The organism is Mesorhizobium sp. M4B.F.Ca.ET.017.02.2.1, from assembly GCF_003998955.1.
Lineage (GTDB): Bacteria > Pseudomonadota > Alphaproteobacteria > Rhizobiales > Rhizobiaceae > Mesorhizobium > Mesorhizobium abyssinicae.
In genome coordinates this window covers 29160-49114 of record NZ_RZOF01000002.1, presented here as the reverse complement: position 1 = coordinate 49114, position 19955 = coordinate 29160, and the positions used below count along the sequence as shown (strand labels likewise).

21 protein-coding genes are annotated in these 19955 nt (G+C 61.3%); 14 read left to right on the top strand and 7 right to left on the bottom strand.

What is annotated here, in order from left to right; all coding sequences use genetic code 11:
* Position 1: 1 nt before the first annotated feature.
* Entirely contained in the window at positions 2 to 2677 is a 2676-nt protein-coding gene (mgtA, locus tag EN738_RS00735) for a magnesium-translocating P-type ATPase (RefSeq protein WP_245494276.1), read from the bottom strand.
* Positions 2671 to 3483, bottom strand: a complete 813-nt coding sequence (locus EN738_RS00730) for a universal stress protein (RefSeq protein WP_127282051.1) — start codon at positions 3481 to 3483, stop codon at positions 2671 to 2673. The genes mgtA and EN738_RS00730 overlap by 7 nt, the downstream gene beginning before the upstream one ends.
* 232 nt (positions 3484 to 3715) lie before the next feature.
* Here EN738_RS00730 and EN738_RS00725 point away from each other — a divergent pair, with 232 nt between their 5' ends.
* Entirely contained in the window at positions 3716 to 3964 is a 249-nt protein-coding gene (locus EN738_RS00725) for a lipoyl domain-containing protein (RefSeq protein ID WP_127282024.1), read from the top strand.
* Between the two features lie 172 nt (positions 3965 to 4136).
* Here EN738_RS00725 and EN738_RS00720 read toward each other — a convergent pair whose 3' ends face one another.
* Both EN738_RS00720 and EN738_RS00715 read right to left on the bottom strand, forming a co-directional pair.
* On the bottom strand, positions 4137 to 4496 hold the full coding sequence (locus EN738_RS00720; RefSeq protein WP_127282023.1) for a cytochrome c: 360 nt from the start codon (positions 4494 to 4496) through the stop codon (positions 4137 to 4139).
* Positions 4497 to 4536: 40 nt separating this feature from the next.
* Complete coding sequence (locus EN738_RS00715) at positions 4537 to 4950, bottom strand: phasin family protein (RefSeq protein ID WP_245494275.1); 414 nt, start codon at positions 4948 to 4950, stop codon at positions 4537 to 4539.
* A gap of 284 nt (positions 4951 to 5234) precedes the next feature.
* Here EN738_RS00715 and EN738_RS00710 point away from each other — a divergent pair, with 284 nt between their 5' ends.
* On the top strand, positions 5235 to 5774 hold the full coding sequence (locus tag EN738_RS00710; protein ID WP_127282022.1) for an Hsp20/alpha crystallin family protein: 540 nt from the start codon (positions 5235 to 5237) through the stop codon (positions 5772 to 5774).
* A 74-nt stretch (positions 5775 to 5848) separates the two neighbouring features.
* Here the strand turns inward: EN738_RS00710 and EN738_RS00705 are convergent, their stop codons facing one another.
* A complete protein-coding gene (locus tag EN738_RS00705) occupies positions 5849 to 6076 on the bottom strand; it encodes a hypothetical protein (RefSeq protein WP_127282021.1) in 228 nt (75 codons plus the stop codon).
* Positions 6077 to 6219: 143 nt separating this feature from the next.
* On the opposite strand from EN738_RS00705, the gene EN738_RS00700 reads away from it, so the two are divergent.
* The 9 genes from EN738_RS00700 (at position 6220) to EN738_RS00665 (ending at position 13633) form a co-directional block, all read left to right on the top strand.
* Positions 6220 to 6768, top strand: coding sequence for a Spy/CpxP family protein refolding chaperone (locus EN738_RS00700; RefSeq protein ID WP_245478241.1), 549 nt, complete (start codon positions 6220 to 6222; stop codon positions 6766 to 6768).
* Positions 6769 to 6789: 21 nt separating this feature from the next.
* On the top strand, positions 6790 to 7560 hold the full coding sequence (locus EN738_RS00695; protein WP_245494274.1) for a hypothetical protein: 771 nt from the start codon (positions 6790 to 6792) through the stop codon (positions 7558 to 7560).
* A 120-nt stretch (positions 7561 to 7680) separates the two neighbouring features.
* Positions 7681 to 8109, top strand: a complete 429-nt coding sequence (locus EN738_RS00690; protein WP_127282020.1) for a DUF2267 domain-containing protein — start codon at positions 7681 to 7683, stop codon at positions 8107 to 8109.
* A gap of 3 nt (positions 8110 to 8112) precedes the next feature.
* The gene (locus EN738_RS00685; RefSeq protein ID WP_127282019.1) at positions 8113 to 8832 is read left to right on the top strand and encodes a phosphoribosyltransferase family protein; all 720 of its coding nucleotides are present in this window, start codon (positions 8113 to 8115) and stop codon (positions 8830 to 8832) included.
* Between the two features lie 11 nt (positions 8833 to 8843).
* Positions 8844 to 9278: a pyridoxamine 5'-phosphate oxidase family protein gene (locus EN738_RS00680; protein ID WP_127282018.1), complete on the top strand. Its 435-nt coding sequence runs from the start codon at positions 8844 to 8846 to the stop codon at positions 9276 to 9278.
* An 89-nt stretch (positions 9279 to 9367) separates the two neighbouring features.
* Entirely contained in the window at positions 9368 to 10075 is a 708-nt protein-coding gene (locus EN738_RS00675) for an ABC transporter ATP-binding protein (RefSeq protein ID WP_189556340.1), read from the top strand.
* Between the two features lie 4 nt (positions 10076 to 10079).
* A complete protein-coding gene (locus tag EN738_RS00670; protein WP_348629069.1) occupies positions 10080 to 11648 on the top strand; it encodes an FtsX-like permease family protein in 1569 nt (522 codons plus the stop codon).
* On the top strand, positions 11584 to 12432 hold the full coding sequence (locus tag EN738_RS36865) for an ABC transporter permease (protein ID WP_348629068.1): 849 nt from the start codon (positions 11584 to 11586) through the stop codon (positions 12430 to 12432). Before EN738_RS00670 ends, EN738_RS36865 begins: the two co-directional genes overlap by 65 nt.
* 4 nt (positions 12433 to 12436) lie before the next feature.
* Positions 12437 to 13633, top strand: a complete 1197-nt coding sequence (locus EN738_RS00665; protein WP_127282017.1) for an HlyD family efflux transporter periplasmic adaptor subunit — start codon at positions 12437 to 12439, stop codon at positions 13631 to 13633.
* A gap of 45 nt (positions 13634 to 13678) precedes the next feature.
* Here the strand turns inward: EN738_RS00665 and EN738_RS00660 are convergent, their stop codons facing one another.
* Complete coding sequence (locus EN738_RS00660; protein ID WP_127282016.1) at positions 13679 to 14515, bottom strand: universal stress protein; 837 nt, start codon at positions 14513 to 14515, stop codon at positions 13679 to 13681.
* Between the two features lie 176 nt (positions 14516 to 14691).
* Here EN738_RS00660 and EN738_RS00655 point away from each other — a divergent pair, with 176 nt between their 5' ends.
* Positions 14692 to 15090, top strand: a complete 399-nt coding sequence (locus EN738_RS00655; RefSeq protein WP_127282015.1) for a cytochrome c — start codon at positions 14692 to 14694, stop codon at positions 15088 to 15090.
* A 47-nt stretch (positions 15091 to 15137) separates the two neighbouring features.
* A complete protein-coding gene (locus EN738_RS00650; protein WP_127282014.1) occupies positions 15138 to 16703 on the top strand; it encodes a bifunctional aminoglycoside phosphotransferase/ATP-binding protein in 1566 nt (521 codons plus the stop codon).
* 16 nt (positions 16704 to 16719) lie between these two features.
* Here the strand turns inward: EN738_RS00650 and EN738_RS00645 are convergent, their stop codons facing one another.
* Positions 16720 to 19401: a bifunctional acetate--CoA ligase family protein/GNAT family N-acetyltransferase gene (locus EN738_RS00645; RefSeq protein ID WP_127282013.1), complete on the bottom strand. Its 2682-nt coding sequence runs from the start codon at positions 19399 to 19401 to the stop codon at positions 16720 to 16722.
* Positions 19402 to 19695: 294 nt separating this feature from the next.
* Here EN738_RS00645 and EN738_RS35250 point away from each other — a divergent pair, with 294 nt between their 5' ends.
* Complete coding sequence (locus EN738_RS35250; RefSeq protein ID WP_189556338.1) at positions 19696 to 19872, top strand: hypothetical protein; 177 nt, start codon at positions 19696 to 19698, stop codon at positions 19870 to 19872.
* The last annotated feature ends 83 nt before the right edge of the window (positions 19873 to 19955 follow it).

The following is a 19955-nucleotide window of genomic DNA, read 5'->3' as shown; positions in this document are numbered from 1 at the left end:
CTCAGCCATGCGGCTCTGATTGGATGCTGGTTGAATGGGGTATGGTCCCGCCGAAGGCGCGCCCCGCCCTTGATCGATGCTGGTGTCTGTTTTCATGTTCGAAGAACCAGCGCTTCGTCATCTCCGAGGCCAATAGATAGACCCCGGTGATGGCGATGAGCCCGACAAGCACAGGCAGAGGTAGAGGCACAAAGCCGAAGTTTGCGGCGACGGGAACGTAGGGCATCGCGATCGCGACAAGCGCGACAGCAAGCGTAAGCCAGGCAAGCAGCGGGCTGGGGCGGCTCATCCAAAACGCCTTGTGCGTGCGCACGATGAGCACGATGGCGAGTTCTGTCAGCAGCGACTCGACGAACCATCCTGTCTGGAACGTAGCCGCCGTCGCATTCGCAAGAAGCAGCAGGAAAGCGAAGGTTGCAAGGTCGAACAGCGAGCTGACCAGGCCAAAGCCGACCATGAATCGCCTGACGAAGCTGATGTCCCAACGGCGCGGCCGGCGCAGCTGGTCCCGGTCGACATTGTCGGTGGCGATGGCCAGCGAAGGAATGTCGGACAGGAAATTGTTGAGCAGGATTTGTGCCGCCAGGAGCGGCAGGAAAGGCAGGAACAGCGACGCGACGGCCATGCTGATCATGTTGCCGAAATTGGCACTGGTCGTGATGGAGATGTACTTCATCGTGTTGGCGAACGTCTTGCGGCCGTCGTCAATCCCGCGCACGAGCACGTCCAGATCCTGTTTGAGGAGGACGATGTCGGCGGCCTCGCGGGCGACATCAACAGCCCTGTCGACGGAGATGCCGATGTCCGCCTCGTGCAGCGCGGGCGCATCGTTGATGCCGTCGCCTAGATAGCCGACAACATGGCCACAGCTGCGCAAAGCCTGAACGATGCGCTCTTTCTGGTTAGGGTCAATCTCCACGAAGAGATCGGTCTGCTGGACGCCTGCGAAAAGTCCGCTCTTTGTCAATTTCGACAGGTCTTCACCGGTCATGATCCTGTCAGCCCGCAGGCCGAGTGCGTCAGCAAGGTGCGCGGTGACGTAACGGTTGTCACCCGAAATGACCTTCACGGTAATGCCGCGGTGAGCGAGTGCCGCCAGCGTCTCCATGACGCCGTCCTTCGGCGGATCGAGGAAGAGCAGGAAGCCAGCGAACGTCAGATCGGTCTCCTCCTTCCTAGATCCGGCGCCCTGGCTTTTGATGTGGCGGATTGCCACTCCCAGGACACGATAGCCGTCCGCGCTCCATCGTCGGAACTTCTCGTCGATTGCGGCGCGAAGCGTGTCGTCCAAGGGTTGTGACCCTTTTGCGGTTCGAACAAACCCACAGGCGTTCAGGACATTCTGCACTGCGCCTTTTGTGATCAGGAGGTCTTCGGCGTCCTTGGTCCGCACGACAACGGAAAGGCGCTTACGGATGAAGTCGTAGGGAATCTCGTCGACCTTCGCAAAGGCGGTCAACCTTGCGTCCCCGCCTTGCGTGCCGGCTATCGCTTCGTCAAGCGGGTTCTTCAAACCGGTCTGCATGGTCGCGTTGAGACGCGCCCAGAGCAGGACATCCGCCGATGAGTTGCCATCGGGATCGAGCCATCCATCGAGCTGAATGATCCCTTCCGTCAGCGTTCCGGTCTTGTCGGTGCAGAGCAGGTCCATGCTGCCCAAATTCTCGATGGCGTCGAGACGGCGAACGATGACGCCATTGGCCGCCATGGCGTGAGCACCCCGAGCCAGCGTCACGCTGATAATCGCCGGAAGGAGTTCTGGCGTAAGGCCGACCGCCAGCGCCAGCGAAAACAACAGCGATTCTATCAGCGGCCGATGGAGAAGAAGATTGGCGAAGAACACCAGGATGACAATCGCCAGCATGATCTCCGTCATCAGATAGCCAAAAAGCCTGATCCCGCGGGCAAAGTCCGTCTCCGGGACACGTCGTTCGAGGGCCGCTGCGATTGACGCGAACTCGGTGCGCTGGCCGGTTGCCACCGCAAGCACAGTCGCGGTGCCACTGCGGACCGACGTCCCTGCGAAGACGGCGTTGGCGCGCTGTGCGACGGAAGCGCCCGGCGCCGACCGGCCCGGCGCTTTTACAACTGGAAACGTCTCGCCGGTCAGGACTGCCTCGCTGACATTGAAATCGCGCGCATCCAGAATGATGCCATCAGCGGGAACAAGGTTTCCCGCCGAGAGACGGATCACATCGCCGGGCACAACCTTTTCGGCTCCGATCGAGCGCTCGACGCCGTCACGCAGGATTGCGACCTTGCGCGAAATGCGCCCTTTGAGCGCCTCTGCCGCACGTGACGCGCCGTATTCCTGGGTAAAACTCAGGACACAGCTAGCCAGCACAATCGCGCCGATAATCGCAGCCTCCTGGCTCTGACCGACGAAGGCCGACACGGCGGCCGCGAAAATGAGGATCAGGACAAGCGGGCTACGGAACTGGCGGACGAACACTGTTAGTATCGAGGTGCCTGACTGCGATGCTGGTGTGTTTGTGCCGAATTTCGACAGCCTTGATACGGCCTCGGAGGTGCCAAGCCCAGAGACCGACGTCTTGAGGCGTCGCAGAAGATCATTGATCTCCATTGACCAAAAGGCGTCGTCGTCAACAATTCCCGTCGGTGCGGGGACGGGTTGTTGGCCGACTTCGCCGGGCACGATACCAGAAACCATCAGCATGACATGAAGCGGTTGATGCTGCTGTCTTCGATCAGCGAGCGGGTGACACCGCCAAAGGCCCATTCCCGCAGGCGGCTGTGGCCGTAGGCGCCGGAGACGATCAGGTCGGCATGGATTGAACGCGCAAACGCAACCAGCCGGTCGCCCTCCGCCTCGCCAGCCAGCAGTTCGGTTTGCGGCATGATGCCATGGTTTTCGAGATAAGCCGCGACATCGGCGAGGCTGTATCGGGCGCTCTCGCTGCGGTCTGTATCGATGGTGGCGACAATGACCTCGTTGGCCACGGCCAGGAAAGGCAATGCATCGGCTATCGCCCGTCGCGCCTCCCTGGTGTCCTTCCAGGCGACCAGCACGGTCTGTGCCATGACATGTTCGACATTGCTTGCGGTGACGAGGACTGGTCGGCCTGTTCCCAGCGCAAGGCTCCCGACATCCACGGCACGGAAGACATCTTCTCCATCCCCACCACCGGTAACGATGAGGTCGGCGGCTCGGGCGGAAACGCTCAGGAAGCGGGTTGGACTGCTGACTGCCTGCCCCCATTCGCTGCTCACCGATGCCGGAACCAGCTTCTCGAATTCGGCACGCAGCTCCGCAAGCCGCTTCTCGATCTCGGTTCGCTGGACCTGCAAGATCTCGCCTTCGTAGACCATGCCGCTGCCGGTGGCGACGAGCGGCGGAACATCTGCAGCCGCCAGGCCGATAAGGTGCGCTCCAAAACGCTCGGCCAGTTCGACGCCCAGTTTCACAATGGGTGCAGGAGATGCATCCACAGCGAGGTTAACGCTGATCGACTTGTAAGACATTGCGGGGCGCCCTTCGGTGAAGATGTCGACGTTCGATGAAGTGCATCCGCCAGCCTCCGTCGCCTTGACGCGGGTCAAAACGCAACGCCTTTCGATGACCCCCCGGGCGACGGCAAGAACCTCTGCAAGGTGGGCCACCCGACGCGATCACTCGCGCTCGATCTGTCCTTTGATCATGATCAAGGCCAACCTTGGTGAAGGGAATATCGTGCAGTCGCGAAGGAGAATTGCGATGGAATATATCAAAGCCGATGAGGCGTTATGGGCATCCAGCATGTTGCCCGAGGGTATCTTGGAGCGTTGGTTCATTGCCAGCGGTGACGCGGTAAGGGCTGGCGATCGGATAGCAGAAATTCGAGTCGAGGATGCGCTGCACGAGATTGTCTCGCCTGCAGCCGGCCGCGCGACGATTGTCGCCGCGGCGAATGCCGTCATCGAACCCGGCTCGATCCTGGCAACGCTGGAGTCCCGATCTGCGTGAGGCGGGCGACGCCTCACGCCGACAATTGCGCGCGCCCCTCAACCATAGTCTCAAGAGCGTAGCCACTGCAGACCCAACACCCCGTCGCCTGGCCGCGCCGCCGACCGGTTGCGTCCTCCTAGGAGGAGGCTAGCCGCAGATCGGCTCAAGATCGTCATGGCCGCAGCGGTCATTACCGTTGGAGGCTTTCGATGTAAGCAAGGATGGCGTCGATTTGATCGGGGCTGGCAACCCACTCTGGCATGTCGGGATGGCCCGTTGAAATGCCCTCGGCCAGCGCCTCCTCGAGATCGACAATCGGATAGCGCTGCGACAAGACGCGAAATGCAGGCGCGTCGGGGTGGCTGCTTTTGTCCGTTCTTCCGATGGCGTGGCAGCGCGCGCAATTGGCTTCGACCAATGCCTTCCCGTGCGATACCGGGTCGGCGCTTGCGCAACCGCCGGACGGGCCAAGTGCCGCAGCAAGGGTCACCACATGGAGAGCAGATGCTGAAAGCCGGCTCAGCCGTGGCGGGTTCATCGCAATACCCATCCGGTGGTTTTGTCCATAGCTGTACTTCCTCGATAGCCGATCACGCTGCCGTGCTCGCCGCGATGTCTTCGATGGCGCTCTCGGCTTGCCTGCGCACGCGTCTGGCCATGTCCGAGGTGAGCCGCGACCCAACACGGGCGAAGTTGCCGGCCTCGGTCGCATAAGCTGAGGTCGCGTTCTGCAGAAAATTGCTGGTGACATCGAAAACGTCCACGAACTCGCCACCAGCGAAGAGATCATCGATCAGTTTGACGTTTTGCTCGCAGCGGCGTTTGAGGAAGGAAAGCGTTTCGATCTGATAACTTATGACGGCCTTGAGAGCAGTCGCCTGAAGGTCGGCCGCGGCAAAGAGGAACTTCTGGCCATTGGTCATCGTCATTGGGTCCATTCCGTTCGTCATGGGTATTTCAAGAAAGCTAACCCGAGCCGACGGAACGTCGTTGATCGAGATCAATGTATCACCTTGCCGCAGTACCCAGGCGCGGAACCCTTGACCCAGATCAATACGGCTCCGTCAGCGAGGTGCTTTGATGCAGCCCTCGTCAGGTTTACCGGCTTTGGCGAAGCGGGCGCGGAGGATCGCGCCGAAAGCGCGGATTCGCGAAGCGATGAACCAACTCGGCAAGGGTTCCTGGCGAGCGGTCCGCCGACCTCGGGCTCTGGCGCCCCTTCCCTGGAGGGGTGGACGGGTCGAGGCGGCGGTACCTGCCGATCAACTCGCTCGCAAGGAGAAGACCCATGGCCGAAGCTGCCACCAAACTGCCTGTCAAAACAGAAAAGAGCACTGCGCCGGCCCCAGCCGGCAACTGGACTGGTCCGTTCGAAAGCCTGCGGCGTGAAATCGACCGGCTCTTCGACGATTTTCATCCGTTCGACTTTCGCCTGCCTTCGACACGCTCCCTCTTTGGTCGCGAACTGCCGGCGCTGCGCAATGCGGACTGGCTGGTCGCGCCGGCGATGGATCTCGTCGAGAAGGACAAGGAGTATGAGATCACAGTCGAATTGCCCGGCATCGACGAGAAGAACGTCGAGATCAAGCTCGCCAATCGCATACTGACGCTCAAAGGCGAGAAGAAGGAGGAAAAGGAAGAGAAGGACAACGACTACTATCTCTCCGAGCGTCGCTATGGTTCCTTCCAGCGGTCGTTCCAGCTGCCTGAAGGCGTCGACGCCGACAAGATCGATGCGACCTTCGCCAAGGGCGTGCTGACGGTGAAGCTGCCCAAGACCGCGGAAGCCCAGAAGGCCGAGAAGAAGATCACAGTCAAGGCCGCTTGATATGAAGTTCGGTCACCGCTCAACGCCCAGCCGGCGTTTGAGGCGATGGGCATAGCAATCGACACCGGCGCCGTTCAAGCAGGGCGTCGCCGTCTCTGCTCGTCCATTCGAACCGGAAGTTCACTGCCTTCGGCCGGATTGGCGGCATGGGTCTGCTTACGCGCTTTTGCTTCAGCAATCTCCAACTTCTGGCGCTCCTGCGCCAGCAAGTCCTCGATCACGCGGCGTCGCTCGGCGTCCACCTCATATCGAAGAAGATCCGCGAAATGCGCAATATTGGCGCGCGCGATATAGCGGTCCATGACATGCCTCAACGCATGGAAACTTGGCATATTTTACTCTCGAGAGCGCTCCGGGCCTAGCTCTTTTTGACCGAGATCAATGCCGGCATCCCCAATCATATGGCTTGTGGGCAAATGGAGTAGCTCGCCTGAAGGAGGCTCTGATGCGCACTTTGCCCAGTATTCTGGCAGCGGGACTCATGCTGGCCGCCTCAGTGGCGCCTGCAATGGCCGGTGCCGACGATGATTCCGGCTGGTGGCCCCGCTGGGGCATGAGTCGAATGATGATGGGCCAATGGGGCATGGGCGGCCCGATGGGCGGCTTTGACTCAGACGAGATGCTCGATCGCATTGACGGACGAGTTGCTTTCCTCAAGACGGAACTGAAAATCACGGACGAACAGGCGCCGGCCTGGGATGAGCTTGCCGGCGTCATCCGTAGCACGGCCGAGGCACACAACGAGTTGATGCGCGGTATGATGCAGGAATTTCATGACGGTGACTTCCTGAAGAAGCCGTTGCCCGAGCGGCTCGCCTACCAGCAAACCCATCTCGAAGCACGCCTCGAACAGGTGAAATCGATCAGGGCGGCGGTTGAGAAACTGTACGCGACGCTGAGCGACCAGCAGAAGAAGGCAGCCGACGAGATCGTCCTGCCGATGATGGGCATGGGGCTGTCGGGCGGCTTCGGGCATGGAATGATGTTCAGATAGTCTCCATTCGCTGAAGGAGACATGGCCATAGAGAGCGGAGTGGGATATCCATCGTGCGAGCCGCCGATGCGGGCAATCTGCGCAGGAATCTGGCGCAACCTCGTCGTGTTTCGACTTCTGGGCTTTCTGGCGGCACTGGCTGCGCCCGGCATGACCCATGCATCTGGCTCGACGATCTTTCCAACGGAAGTTGTCTACGGCAACAGGACCGAAGAGACCGAAGAGGCCAGGGTTTGCGAGATCATCCTCGATGTCAGCAGCCCGCCATCGCGCGAACTCGTCAAGTTCATAACGCTTGGCGGATACACCAAGGCCGACGGGGCGGTGCTGGCCGGCTTTCTCATGGGTGTGGCCGACATTGTGGCAGTCGAACGAGCCGACCTCGCGCAGATTGCGAACGCGAACTTCAATTCCGCGACCTTCAGTTCGCTGGGCCAGTTGAACTACGAAACCTATGATGACGGTACGATAATGGCGACGACGCAGAACGCCGAGTTTGCCGCTCCCTTCCTCAACGCCGTGCTTGCCGGAAACTATGAGTTGAGTTTCTCCCGCTCGGAACCGGGTGCCGAAATGAGGACCTACAAGATCCTGCCTGCTCCGTCCGAGACCATTGCGGACAACTTCATTCGCTGCATGGATGGCCTGGCGATGCAGTCTCGGCAGGTTCGATCATCGATATCGACAAAGATGAGCGCGCAACGGGAGGGAGGTGGCAACGGGGTCAGCATGACATCGGATCAGGCAGGTCAACCCTTCACCCGCCAACGTCAAGGAAGGACGGCAGAGTAGGAAGATCATCCCATTATAAAAGGGGAACATACTCAGCTTTTCGCCGGCAACTTGATGCGGCTCAATGCGAGAGTCTTCTTATGCATTAACATGCCCGTATGGAGATGAAGGAGTTCCCTGATGATCCACACTTCGACTGCAAGTCTTACCCACTCGGCCGAGCAGGCGCAGCAATGGGTGAGCGAGCTCGCCCGGGACTTGGGCTGGAATGAACGGAACGCATACCGGTTTCTGAAATCCGTCCTTCACACGTTGCGGAACTGGCTGTCGCCGGAGGAAATGGCCGACCTTTCCGCTCAGCTGCCAACGCTTATCAGGGGTGTCTATTTCGAAGGCTGGAAGCCGTCGGACGCACCCGTGTCGGAACGAAAGAAGCGCGACTTCGTCATCAGCGTCAGGGACAGCTTTGGCTACGAACCGGGCGTCGATATCGATACGGCGATCAAAGCGGTCTTCAAGCTCCTCGACCGTCACATTTCGCATGGCGAGATCGTGCAGGTTCGCAATTCGATGAAGACGTCGCTCCGTCATCTGTGGCCGGAAGGTTGACCGATGTTTCGCGACCGTCAGGAAGCCGGACAAAAGCTCGGCATCGAACTGGAGAAGCTCCGGCTGCATCAGCCTGTCGTGCTGGCATTGCCGCGGGGCGGCGTTCCTGTCGCCGCAGAAGTGGCCAAGGCCCTCAGGGCCCCACTTGACCTGATTATCGTGCGCAAGGTGGGAGCGCCGGGGAACCCCGAACTGGCTGTTGCGGCGATCGTCGATGGCAATCCTCCGGATGTCGTGCTCAATCGAGACATCGTCGAAGCCTACTCGCTAGACGATGACCAACTTCGCACTTTGATCGCCAGAGAGCGGCCCGAGATGGAGCGCCGGCGGCTTGCCTATCGCGGAAAACATCCGCCGTTGTCGATCGCTGGAAAGACCGCAATCATCGTCGACGACGGCGTCGCGACCGGCACGACGATGAAGGTCGCGATCCGTGCCCTCAAAAGACGCTCGCCTCGAGAGGTCGTCGTGGCCGTTCCCGTGGCGCCCCCGGACACCTTGGCTGAGCTTGCCTGCGAAGCGGATTGGATTGTTTGCCTCAGTCAACCGGCGCATTTTCATGCTCTCAGTCAACACTATCTCGGCTTCCGGCAGCTGTCCGACGGAGACGTCGTCTCCGCGATGGACAAAGCGGCCCGGTCGCAAAGTGCCAGGCAGCGCGGGAAGCAAAAACAGATCATCGCGACAAAGAAACAGCGGCGCGAAACAGTCGCAGAAAAGTAGGAGGTCGGTCCATGCTGGTCCGCACACTCTCTACCTTGGAATGCACGAAATTGCTCACGGCCAATCGTGTCGGCCATCTGGCTTGCGCAAAAGACGGACAGCCCTACGTCGTACCGTTCTACTACGCCCATGCGGACAATCATCTCTATGCATTTTCCATGCCCGGCAAGAAGATTGACTGGATGCGAACCAACCCTCTTGTGTCGGTCCAGGTGGACGAACACGGCCAAGGGCGAGGATGGAGAAGCGTAATTGTCGACGGCCGTTATGAAGAACTACGTGATCAGCTCCCGCGCGATCATGCATGGTCGGTGTTGAGCAAGCACCCCGATTGGTGGGAACCGGGTGCGCTCAAACCGGTCATTCCTCCCGCCTCCGACAGTGCGCCGCACGTTTTCTTCCGGATCCTCATCGAGCAGGTGTCAGGCCGGGCGGCGAGCGAGTAAGCCGCCCCGAGAAGGCACTGTTTGATGAGCGTCAAGGTGCCCGGCCGCGAATGCCACAACAGTCGATGCGTTCCACAGGACCGCAAGGCATGCAAACTCCGATTTTTTCTGCCCATGGGGTGACCAAGGTTTACCACGCCGGCGAGATCGAGGTGTTCGCCCTGCGTGGCGTCGATCTGGATCTGTACGAGGGAGAGATCGCCGTCCTGCTTGGGCCATCGGGCAGCGGAAAGTCGACTCTGCTCAACATTATGGGCGGGCTTGATCGCGCGACCGCAGGCGAGGTGCACTTTCGCGACCAGGATCTGACCACCTTCTCAGAGAGGCAGTTCACCCGCTTCCGGCGCGCTCACGTCGGCTTCGTGTTCCAGTTCTACAATCTGATCCCGAGCCTGACCGCTTGGGAAAACGTCGCGCTGGTCACAGAGATTTCGTCCAATCCGATGGAACCCGAGGAGGCGCTGGAGATGGTCGGGCTCAAGGACCGCCTGACGCATTTCCCCGCCCAGCTCTCCGGCGGCGAGCAGCAAAGGGTGGCGATTGCCCGGGCAATCGCCAAGCGGCCGGAAGTGATGCTGTGCGACGAGCCCACCGGCGCCCTGGATTCGAAGACGGGCGTTCTGGTCCTGGAGGCGCTGTCGCGGATCAACGAGGAGATGAAGACGACGATGGCCATCATCACCCACAATGCCGGTATCCGGCAGATCGCGCATCGCGTCTTCACTTTCAGGGACGGTCGCATTGCCGATGTCGCCATCAACGACCAGCGGGCACGGCCCGCCGAAGTGAGTTGGTAGCGTCGTGTCGGTTCTCGATCGCAAACTTCTGCGCGATCTGCTGCGAATGTGGGCGCAAGTCCTCGCCATTGCGCTTGTCATGGCATGCGGCGTCGCGACGATCGTCATCGCCGTCGGCGGCTATCGCTCGCTGGAGCAAACCCGCAACGCATTCTACGACCGCTACAGGTTTGCCACCGTCTTTTCCGGGCTGACGCGCGCGCCGCTGCATCTTCGCGAGCGCATCGCATCGATCGCGGGGATAAGCGGCATCGAATTGCGTATCGTCAAGCCGGTTTTGCTGGACATGCCTGGCATGGCGGAGCCGGCAACCGCCATTGCCGTCTCCATCCCCGATCGCGGCGAGCCTGCTGTCAACAGACTTTACCTGCGCAACGGCCGGCTGCCCGAATCCGGACGGCCCGGCGAGGTAGCGGTGACCGAGCGTTTCGCGACCGCGCGCCGCATGGCGCCCGGAAGCACGTTCGATGCCATCCTGAACGGCCGCAAGCGGACGCTTTCCGTCACGGGCATCGTACTTACACCCGAATACATCTACGCGCTCGGCCCTGGCGACATGGTGCCAGACCCGCGGCGCTTCGGCGTCTTCTTCATGCCCCGAACCGTACTTGCCGGCATCTTTGACATGGATGGCGCATTCAACGATGTCGCCATGCGCACCCAGCGCAGTGCCGGCATCCAGGCGGTCGAGGACGCAGTCGATCGTATCCTGAAGCCATATGGAGGAACCGGGACGCATGGGCGCACCGACCAGATATCCCATGCATTTCTCGACAATGAGCTGATCCAGCTCCGTGCAATGGCCACCGTCATCCCCCCGGTGTTCCTCTTTGTGTCCGCCTTCCTGGTCAACATGATCCTGTCACGGTTGATCGTGCTCGAGCGCGAACAGATCGGGTTGATGAAGGCCGTTGGATACGGATCGGGGGCAATCGGCTGGCACTATGGAAAGCTGACGCTGGTGATCGCGTCGATCGGCATCGCTATTGGCGCGGGTGCCGGCAATTGGCTAGGCCACGGCCTCACCACGCTTTATGCGCGGTTCTTCTCCTTTCCCTTCCTCATCTTCCAGCAAAGTCTCGACCTCTATGCCGTCGCCGCCACCACAAGCGCACTGGCGGCCCTGTTAGGCGCGGCACGGGCGATCTGGAGCGTCATCACGCTTCCGCCGGCGACCACCTGCACCGGCTCGATACCAGAGCTTCCTCACGGGCGAAGGCCGTCTCCTTTCGGCGTTTTCGCAATTGACCATCATGGCGTTCAGACATCTGCTGCGCTGGCCTTTGCGCTCCTTGCTGACGGCGTTGGGGACCTCACTCGCCGTCGCTCTGCTGGTCACTGCGCTGTTCTCCTTCGATTCCATAGCGTTCATGGTCGACACGGTTTTCTTCCGTGCCGAGCGGCAGGACGCGACCTTGTCATTCGGTGTGGAGCAATCAACACGCGCCCTGCAGTCGGTCGCCGCCATGCCTGGCGTGCTGCGCGCCGAACCGTTCCGGGCAACGGCTGTGATCCTGCGCCACGGCCATCGCGAGCGCCGGCTGGTGATCTCCAGTGTTCCGCCAAAGGCTGATCTCGCCAGGGTTCTCGATCTCGATCTCGCTCCGATCGATCCGCCACCGGCCGGCCTCACGCTATCCGAAAGGGTCGCATCGCTACTCGACCTGCGAATTGGAGATTTGGCGGAGGTCGAACTGCTCGAACGGGCGCATCAAATGGTCCGCGTTCCCGTGACCAGCATTGTCCAGAGCTATGTCGGGCTCGCCGTCTACATGCGGACCGAGGCACTCGACCGGCTGGTTGGCGGCGGACCACGCATTTCCGGGGTCAGGGTAGCTATCGATCCGGCACGCCTCGGCGACCTCTACAGCGCCGTCAAACAAACGCCGGCTATCGCCTCGATCGCGCTGCAGGGCATATCGCGTCAGCGCTTCCGTGAGACGATTGGAGAGAACATCACAATCATGACCACCGTCTACACGGCGCTTGCCGTCATCATTGCCTTCGGCGTTGTCTACAACTCGGCCCGCATTCAGCTTTCCGAGCGCGCCCGAGAACTCGCCGGCTTGCGCGTGCTCGGCTTCACCAGAAGCGAGGTTTCGAGCGTCCTGCTCATAGAACTGGCAGCCATCGTGGCTCTGGCGCAGCCTCTTGGCTGGATGCTCGGCTATCTCTTCTCGTGGTCGGTGGTCAGGGGCTTCGAAAGCGATCTCTTCCGCATACCGTTCGTGGTCAACCGTTCGACTTTCGCGCTTGCCAGCCTGGTCGTGCTCGCAGTGGCCACGCTGTCGGCACTGATTGTGCGGCGTCGCATCGACCGACTGGATCTCGTGCGTGTCCTCAAGACAAGGGATTAGTCCGATGAAGTCGATCTGGATGAAACGCCTCGGACTCGCGCTTGTCGCGCTTGTGTTGATTGCAGGTTTCGGCTGGGCTTTGCGCGAGCAGCCAACGCTGGTGGATTTGGCTGAAGTTGCCGCAGCGCCGATGCGAGTCACGGTCCGAGAGGAAGGAATGACGCGGGTGCGCAACGTCTACACAGTATCGGCGCCGATTGCGGGCCATCTGACGCGCACGGTGGTCAACGAGGGTGATGTGGTGAAGGCGAACAATACTGTTGTCGCTGCCATCCATCCGCTCGACCCACCACTGATCGACCGGCGGGCGGAAGCCGAATTGCTCGCCAGCCGCGATGCAGCGCGCGCTGGTGTCGGTGTTGCAGAGGTCGAATTGCAGCGCGCGCAATCGGCTTTGAAGCTTGCCGAGGACGAATTGGTCCGCGCGCTCAAACTGTTCGGATCCGGCTTTGTCTCGGAGAGCGCTTTGCAGAAGCTCACCAACGAAGTCGACGTGCGGAAAGCCGCGGTGGATGCGGCGAAAGCAGTCATCCGGCTCAGAAACGCCGAACTTGCCAACGCAGAGGCTCGCCTGCTGCAGCCCGATCCGTCGGACCCGACCGGTGACAGCTGCTGCGTCAACCTTCTCGCACCCATCGACGGAACGGTTCTTGCCGTCATGGCAAGGAGCGAGCAAGCGGTAGCGGCTGGCGCCAAGATCGCCGAGATCGGCAACGTCCACGATCTGGAAATCGCTGTCGACCTCCTTTCAAGTGATGCCGTTCGCATTGCCCCTTGGACAGGGGCTAAGATCAGCGATTGGGGCGGCGATCATGGGTTGCGTGCGACGGTGAGACGCGTCGATCCAGCGGCATTCACCAAGGTTTCCGCGCTTGGCATCGAGGAGCAGAGGGTTACGGTCGTTCTGGATCTGGAAGACACCGACGTCCGGCTCGGCCACGGATATCGGGTCTTTGTCGAAATGACAGTCTGGGCGTGCGCCCAATGCCTGCAGGTGCCGATCGGCGCGCTGTTCAGAAACGGCGACCGGTGGAACGTCTTTGTCGCTGACGGTGGTCGCGCTAGGCAAGTGGAAGTGCAGGTCGGGCACATGAATGACGATGTCGCCGAGGTGCTGACGGGTCTGAAGCCCGGCGCTGCCGTTGTCGTCCACCCGTCCGACACCCTTGGCGATGGTGGCCCGGTGGAGAGGCGTCAATAGCCCTGGCCGACCGCAGAAACGGGCCGGTCCAAGTGTTTTCGTTGATCAGCGCGCCAGAAGGGTTGGCAGGGACGGGCCTTCGAGCATCGATTTGGTGACGCCGCCGAAAATCCGTTCACGCAACCGCGAATGACCGTATGCGCCCATCACCAACAGCTCGGCGCCACAATCGACTGCGTGCTGGCGAAGAACGTCAGCGACAGAGTGGTTCGCACTCGGCAGACGGTCGACCGTGACTTTGACGCCGTGCCGGGCAAGATAGGCTGCGGCATCGGCACCAGGTTCCGCCCCGTGATGGGTTTCGCCCTCGACAGGATCGACCAGGGCGAGATGCACCTCGTCGGCGCCGATCAGCATGTCGAGCGACTCGCGAACGGCGCGCGATGACTCCAGGCGGGTATCCCACGCAACCATTACGCATTTCGGCTTCAGCGTCGGCCTAGAACCCTTGGGGATGAGCAGCAAAGGCTTTCCGGAAGAAAATAGCGCGCCCTCGACCACTTTGCTTTTCAGCGTCTCGCCGGCAAGCACTTCCGGTCCCACAATGGTGATATCGGCATACCGGGCGCGACGACCGATGGTCTCGTCGGCCCAGCCGGCTTCCGGATATGCGCTGACGGTATCGGCGGAAAGCGCGCGGCCAGCAAGGAAGGCCGCCACGACCGCTGTTCTCTTCTTCAGGAGTTTCTCATCTGCCTGGCGCTCCTTCAGCCAGTCTTCTGAGACGACCACTGCGAACTCTCCTACCGGCGGCGGCGCGGCGAGCGTCACCACGAGAACAGCGAGGTGCGCACTGACCTGCTCGCACAGGCCGGCAGCGAGTTCCAGATCGACGTCACTCATGCCCGGCTCCGTGACTGTGAGTATCGTTTTGAATGACATCGCAGCTGCTCCTGACCGCTGAGTTTGGCTTCAATTGCACCTGCAACCGTAACGAGATGGGTCGCGGCGTTCATTGAGCTGAATCAAAGATCATCTGCGGCGCCTCAATTGATCCCGATCAACTGCGACGCGCGCCGAAGGCGTAAGCTTCAACCGATCAATCGGTGGACACGAAGATGAAGCTCCTGATCGCTGCAGTTTCCACAAGCCTGGCCTTCAATGCGTCAACTGCGCAGGAAATGAGCTACGGCCAGGCGGAATACCTGAACTCCTGCGCGGTCTGCCATGGTCTCGATGGCAAAGGCGACGGCCCCTTGGGCGACGAACTGATGAAGCGCCCGGCCGACCTGACGCGTCTCTCGAAAAACAATGGTGGCGAATTTCCGTATTGGCGCGTCTTTGCCATGATCGACGGCCGCACCATGGTGCCCGAACATGGCGAGCGCGATATGCCGGTCTGGGGCCGCCAATTCCTGCCCGATGACGTCAGGAAATACGGGCCAAGCGCCGGAGAAATCGTCACCACGGAACGGATCCACAACCTGGCAGGCTACGTCCAGACACTGCAGCGATAGACGCCAGGTGGAACGTTCTCGCGGGCACCGCGCAGAGGAGCCATGCAATGATCGTTGAAAGGCAGGAAGCCGCGGGCGCGCTGCTGCTCGATCCCGCCACATATGGCGAGACCGGACCAGTGGAAGTGGTTGAAACCCATATCTCGCGCATCTTCCTGGTCGGCCGACACGCCTTCAAGCTCAAGCGAGCGGTCAAGCTGCCCTATGTCGATTTCTCGACGCCTGCCCTCCGCCTCACCGCCTGCGAGAAGGAAGTGGAGCTCAATTCGAAGACCGCGCCGGGCCTTTATGCGGGTGTGCGACGGATCACGCGAGGGATCGACGGCAGGCTCGCGTTCGACGGAGCCGGAGAGCTGGTTGATGCCGCAATCGAAATGGTGCGCTTCGACCAGTCGAAGCTTCTCGATCGAATGGCGGTCGCAGGCCAACTGACGCCCGCGCTGCTGACGACGGTCGCGGGCATGATTGCGCGATACCATCGCGGCGCGTCGGAGATCCACACAGGCAGCGGGTCATCGAACCTCGCTGACGTGATCGACATCAACGCGGCCGGCTTTGCTACCAGCCATGTCTTTCAAACAGACGAGATTGAGCAGTTCACCGAGGCCTTTCGTATCGCCCTCGCCCGCCATTCCGCCCTCCTCGACCGGCGAGAGGCCGCGGGCAAGATCCGCCGCTGCCACGGCGATCTGCATCTGCGCAATATCTGCCTGTTCGACGGCGGGCCCCGGCTCTTCGACTGCATCGAATTCAATGACAAGATAGCCGGCATCGATGTACTCTACGACCTCGCCTTCCTGTTGATGGACCTCTGGCACCGGGGCTTTCCGGAATTCGCCAATCTGGTGATGAACCGCTACCTAGACGAAGCCGACGACGAGGACGGGTTCATCCTGCTGCCTTTTTTCATGGCGGTGCGAGCCGCGGTGCGCGCGCATGTCACTGCAACGCAGGTAGAGGAAGGCAGCTCCGACTCCGAGAGGCTGGTTGCCGAGGCCAGGTCGTATTTCGAACTCGCCCGAACTCTGCTCAGAAGCGAGCCTCCGCGGCTGATCGCGATCGGCGGCCTGAGCGGCTCCGGCAAGACGACCGTCGCCGAGGCGCTCGCCCCCTATGTCGGCGCGCCGCCTGGCGCGCGCATTGTCGAGAGCGACCGCATCCGTAAAGCCATGCATGGGGTGCCCGCCGAAACGACGTTGCCGGACAGGGCCTATCGACCGGGCGTGTCGGAACGAGTCTATCGCCAAATGGTATGGCGCAGCGAATTGATCCTTTCCCAAGGCGGTTGCGTTGTCACTGATGCCGTATTCGACCGAGAGATAGACCGTGACCGGATTGAGAAGGTCGCCCGTGAGCGGGGCATCGCGTTTGCCGGATTTTGGTTGGCGGCGGACGCGCTCGTTCTCTGGCAGCGCGTGAGTGAGCGCAAGGGTGGCCCTTCCGACGCCACTGTCGACATACTCTCCCGGCAATTGCAGCGTCGCGAAGCTCAGACCACCTGGCGCAGGGTCGAGGCCGATCGAAAGCTCACCGACATCACCGCTGAATTGCTGGATTGCTTGCTATCTGCTTCTTCCTCTTCTCGGAGCGTCTCTTTGAAGGAAGCATCGTAAGAAGAAGCTATCGCGTTCAGCCGACCTCCAAGGTTGCCAACGACAGGCCTGCCTGGTCGGGGTGGTGCGCGATGGAGAAGCCGAATTCGCGACACATAGCCAACATCTTGCTGTTTTCGCTAAGCATTATACCTTCGATTCGGTTGATCTTGTCTGCCCTGGCATAGTGGATGATCTGCCTGAGCAGTTCCCAGCCAAGGCCGTGGCCCTGCAGGTCCGTACGGACCAACAACGCATATTCTCCGACCCTATGGTCAGGATCGCAGGAAAGCCGGCCGACCCCGGCCAGCGCGCCGGTGCCCGCCTCCAGCGCGACGAAAGCGATATCACGGTCATAGTCGAGTTGGGTCAACCGCTTGAGCATCTGGTCCGGGAAGTTCCTGCGCGGGGATAGGAACCGCAGGCGCAGATCGTCCGGCGAAATCCTCGCCAGGAATTCGGGATAGAGCACAATGTCGGCCGGCTTTATCGGCCGGATATGATAGCGGGCGCCGTCCGCGGAAAAATCCCTGCTCCAGCTTGATGGGTAGGGCCTTATTGCGAGCGCCGGGTTTGGCGCTGGCTGCTCCACGCGTTCTGGATCGATCTCGATGCGGGCATCGAGCGCGATCACGCCGTCGGCATCAGCCAGCAGCGGGTTGATGTCCATTGAGACGAGACATGGAAAATCGACGACCATTTGCGACAGCCCGTTGAGCGCGGCGATGATTGCCCCACGATCGGCCGGTTGGCGACCGCGATAACCGGCAAGCAGCCGGCTGATCCGCGTGTGTTCGATCAGGTCGCCCGCGAGAACATCGTCGAGTGGCGGCAAGGCGATCGCTGTGTCATCCAGCACCTCGACCGCCACTCCGCCGGAGCCGAACAGGATGACCGGACCGAAGATCGGATCCCGGCTCACGCCGAGGATGAGTTCCTGGGCGTATCTTCGCACCACCATGGGCTGGACGGCATAGCCTTCAACAGTGGCTATCGGAGCCTGCTTGCGCAACCGGGCCCGGATCGCGGTTGCGGCGTCCCTAGCGACAGAGGCGGCGGCAATATTGAGCACTACCCCGCCAATGTCCGACTTATGCGAAATTGCCTTCGACCACAGCTTGACGACGACAAGTTCGGACGTTTTGAGCAGGTGTCTGGCAGCCGCCTCTACCTCGGCAGGAGATCTGGCGACGATCGTCTCGGGCACGGCAATGCCATAGGCGGAAATAACGGCCTTGGCCTCCGGCTCCGTCAGCATGCGCCGTCGCTCGCTCGCCACTTGTCTGAATATGGCAAGCACGGTGTCGCGGCCGCCGACTGTATCCTCGCGGCGGCTCGATGGCGTGCGCAGCAGCGCCCGCTGAGCTTGCGACCAGTCGCTGAGGTAGGAAACGGCGATCGCGGCGTCTGCAGGCGTCTCGAAGCTGGCCACTCCGGCACCCTGCAGGACACGCCGGCCCTCGCGCGCCGTGCGTTCTCCCAGCCAGCAGCCCAATACCGGCTTTCCGCAGATCCTGCCTGCCTTGGCAAGTTCGGCCACCGCACCTGCCGCCGCGAGCGGCGAGCCAAGTCCCGTCGGGCAGTTCATCACCAGGACGACGTCAGTTCCAGGGTCTGCCGCGACGGCTTCGACCGCAGCCTTGTAGCGCTCGGGCGCCGCATCGCCGACGATGTCCACCGGATTGGCGTGCGACCATGTGCGCGGCAACACGTCGTTCAATCGCTCGATCGTTGTCTGCGAAAGCTCGGCCAGCTCGCCATTGCCGTCGACGAGTTGGTCGACGGCGAGCACGCCTGCGCCACCGCCATTGGTGACGATACCGACACGGGCTCGTTCCAGAGGCGAGAAGCGGGCGATCGTTTCAGCGGCATCGAACAATTCAGCGAGACCTTTCACGCGCAAGATGCCCGCCCGCCGGAGAGCTGCCTCCACGACCCGATCGGCTCCTGAAAGTGCGCCGGTGTGCGTCGCCGCGGCCTTTGCCGCCAACTCATGCCGACCCGGCTTTATCGCGATGACCGGCTTGATGCGTGCGGCCGCCCGTGCCGCAGACATGAACTTGCGCGGATTGGGTACGGTTTCGAGATACATAACGATGGCCCTCGTGCGCGCGTCGCCAGCCAGCATGTCGAGGCAATCTCCAACATCGACATCCGCCATGTCGCCCAGCGAGACGATTTGCGAGAAGCCGATATTGTTGTCCGCCGCCCAGTCGATCAGCGAAGTGGCAATGGCGCCGGATTGCGACAACAGGGCAATGTTGCCGGGTCTGGCTGCCATATGCGCGAAACCGGCGTTGAGCTTTTTGGGCGGGATCATCAGACCAACCGTATTCGGCCCTATGATGCGTAAGAGTGTGGGCCTGGCGGCATCAAGCATCGCCTGGCGCAAACCGTTTTCGCGCGTAAGCCCCGCAGTCAGGACGACTGCCGCTCGTGTCCCCTTCTGCCCGAGGTCGCGCACGATACCGGGGACCGTCTCTGGTGGCGTGACGACTACCCCCAGATCCGGAACGCCCGGCAATTCGGCCGCTGTCGCATAGCAGCGTCGCCCAGCCACTTGCGAATATTTCGGATTGACCGGCCAGATCTCGCCCTCGAAGCCGCCGTTGACGATGTTGTCGAAGACGACACGACCGACAGAGCCGTCGCGCACCGATGCGCCGAACACGGCAACCGACTTCGGGGCGAAAGCATGTTCGAGATTTCGGATCGTCACCCCTATTTCTCCGTTCGTGGCGATAGTTGCCGGTCGATCTTGCCCGTTCATTGCGTTGGATCAAAGTCGCCTTCGGTTGTCACTTTCAACTGCGGGGGTTCTGCCGCGGCCGGTTGCCCCAGACGACTGCCCGCAATGCGACTGGCACCAGGTCGCCCCAGGTCGCCTCAGGGCGCGAAAGGTGATCGCGGCGCAAACCGGAACCTCTGGCGGTTGACCAAAATCAAGGCCCACAAGATCGGCAAGCATAGAGTTCAGCGGAAGCCGTCTACGAACCGCTGAAAGGATAAGGTGATGGCGAAGAGAACGGACAAGATCGAGGTTGGCATGGATCTGGCCGTGAGGTGCCGTGTCACCGACACCTGGCAGGACGATCTAGGTGACCAGTGGGCCACGGTCCTGATCGAGGGCTACGACGTCCCGATCACGTTAAAGGTGGTCCACTTCTTTCCGTTAAACGACGGCGACTAATCGTTTGCATGAGGCGGCACAGGGCTGCGCTTCACCACATGATCGCGACAGAGCGGGCCAGCATCCGCGTGAGGTGGCACGCT

Excerpts from the sequence above, each read along its gene's own strand:
- mgtA (WP_245494276.1), bottom strand. The coding sequence starts at position 2,677 with ATGCTGATGGTTTCTGGTATCGTGCCCGGCGAAGTCGGCCAACAACCC.
- EN738_RS00730 (WP_127282051.1), bottom strand. The coding sequence starts at position 3,483 with ATGTCTTACAAGTCGATCAGCGTTAACCTCGCTGTGGATGCATCTCCT.
- EN738_RS00725 (WP_127282024.1), top strand. The coding sequence starts at position 3,716 with ATGGAATATATCAAAGCCGATGAGGCGTTATGGGCATCCAGCATGTTG.
- EN738_RS00720 (WP_127282023.1), bottom strand. The coding sequence starts at position 4,496 with ATGGGTATTGCGATGAACCCGCCACGGCTGAGCCGGCTTTCAGCATCT.
- EN738_RS00710 (WP_127282022.1), top strand. The coding sequence starts at position 5,235 with ATGGCCGAAGCTGCCACCAAACTGCCTGTCAAAACAGAAAAGAGCACT.
- EN738_RS00705 (WP_127282021.1), bottom strand. The coding sequence starts at position 6,076 with ATGGACCGCTATATCGCGCGCGCCAATATTGCGCATTTCGCGGATCTT.
- EN738_RS00700 (WP_245478241.1), top strand. The coding sequence starts at position 6,220 with ATGCGCACTTTGCCCAGTATTCTGGCAGCGGGACTCATGCTGGCCGCC.
- EN738_RS00695 (WP_245494274.1), top strand. The coding sequence starts at position 6,790 with ATGGCCATAGAGAGCGGAGTGGGATATCCATCGTGCGAGCCGCCGATG.
- EN738_RS00690 (WP_127282020.1), top strand. The coding sequence starts at position 7,681 with ATGATCCACACTTCGACTGCAAGTCTTACCCACTCGGCCGAGCAGGCG.
- EN738_RS00685 (WP_127282019.1), top strand. The coding sequence starts at position 8,113 with ATGTTTCGCGACCGTCAGGAAGCCGGACAAAAGCTCGGCATCGAACTG.
- EN738_RS00680 (WP_127282018.1), top strand. The coding sequence starts at position 8,844 with ATGCTGGTCCGCACACTCTCTACCTTGGAATGCACGAAATTGCTCACG.
- EN738_RS00675 (WP_189556340.1), top strand. The coding sequence starts at position 9,368 with ATGCAAACTCCGATTTTTTCTGCCCATGGGGTGACCAAGGTTTACCAC.
- EN738_RS00665 (WP_127282017.1), top strand. The coding sequence starts at position 12,437 with ATGAAGTCGATCTGGATGAAACGCCTCGGACTCGCGCTTGTCGCGCTT.
- EN738_RS00660 (WP_127282016.1), bottom strand. The coding sequence starts at position 14,515 with ATGTCATTCAAAACGATACTCACAGTCACGGAGCCGGGCATGAGTGAC.
- EN738_RS00655 (WP_127282015.1), top strand. The coding sequence starts at position 14,692 with ATGAAGCTCCTGATCGCTGCAGTTTCCACAAGCCTGGCCTTCAATGCG.
- EN738_RS00650 (WP_127282014.1), top strand. The coding sequence starts at position 15,138 with ATGATCGTTGAAAGGCAGGAAGCCGCGGGCGCGCTGCTGCTCGATCCC.
- EN738_RS35250 (WP_189556338.1), top strand. The coding sequence starts at position 19,696 with ATGGCGAAGAGAACGGACAAGATCGAGGTTGGCATGGATCTGGCCGTG.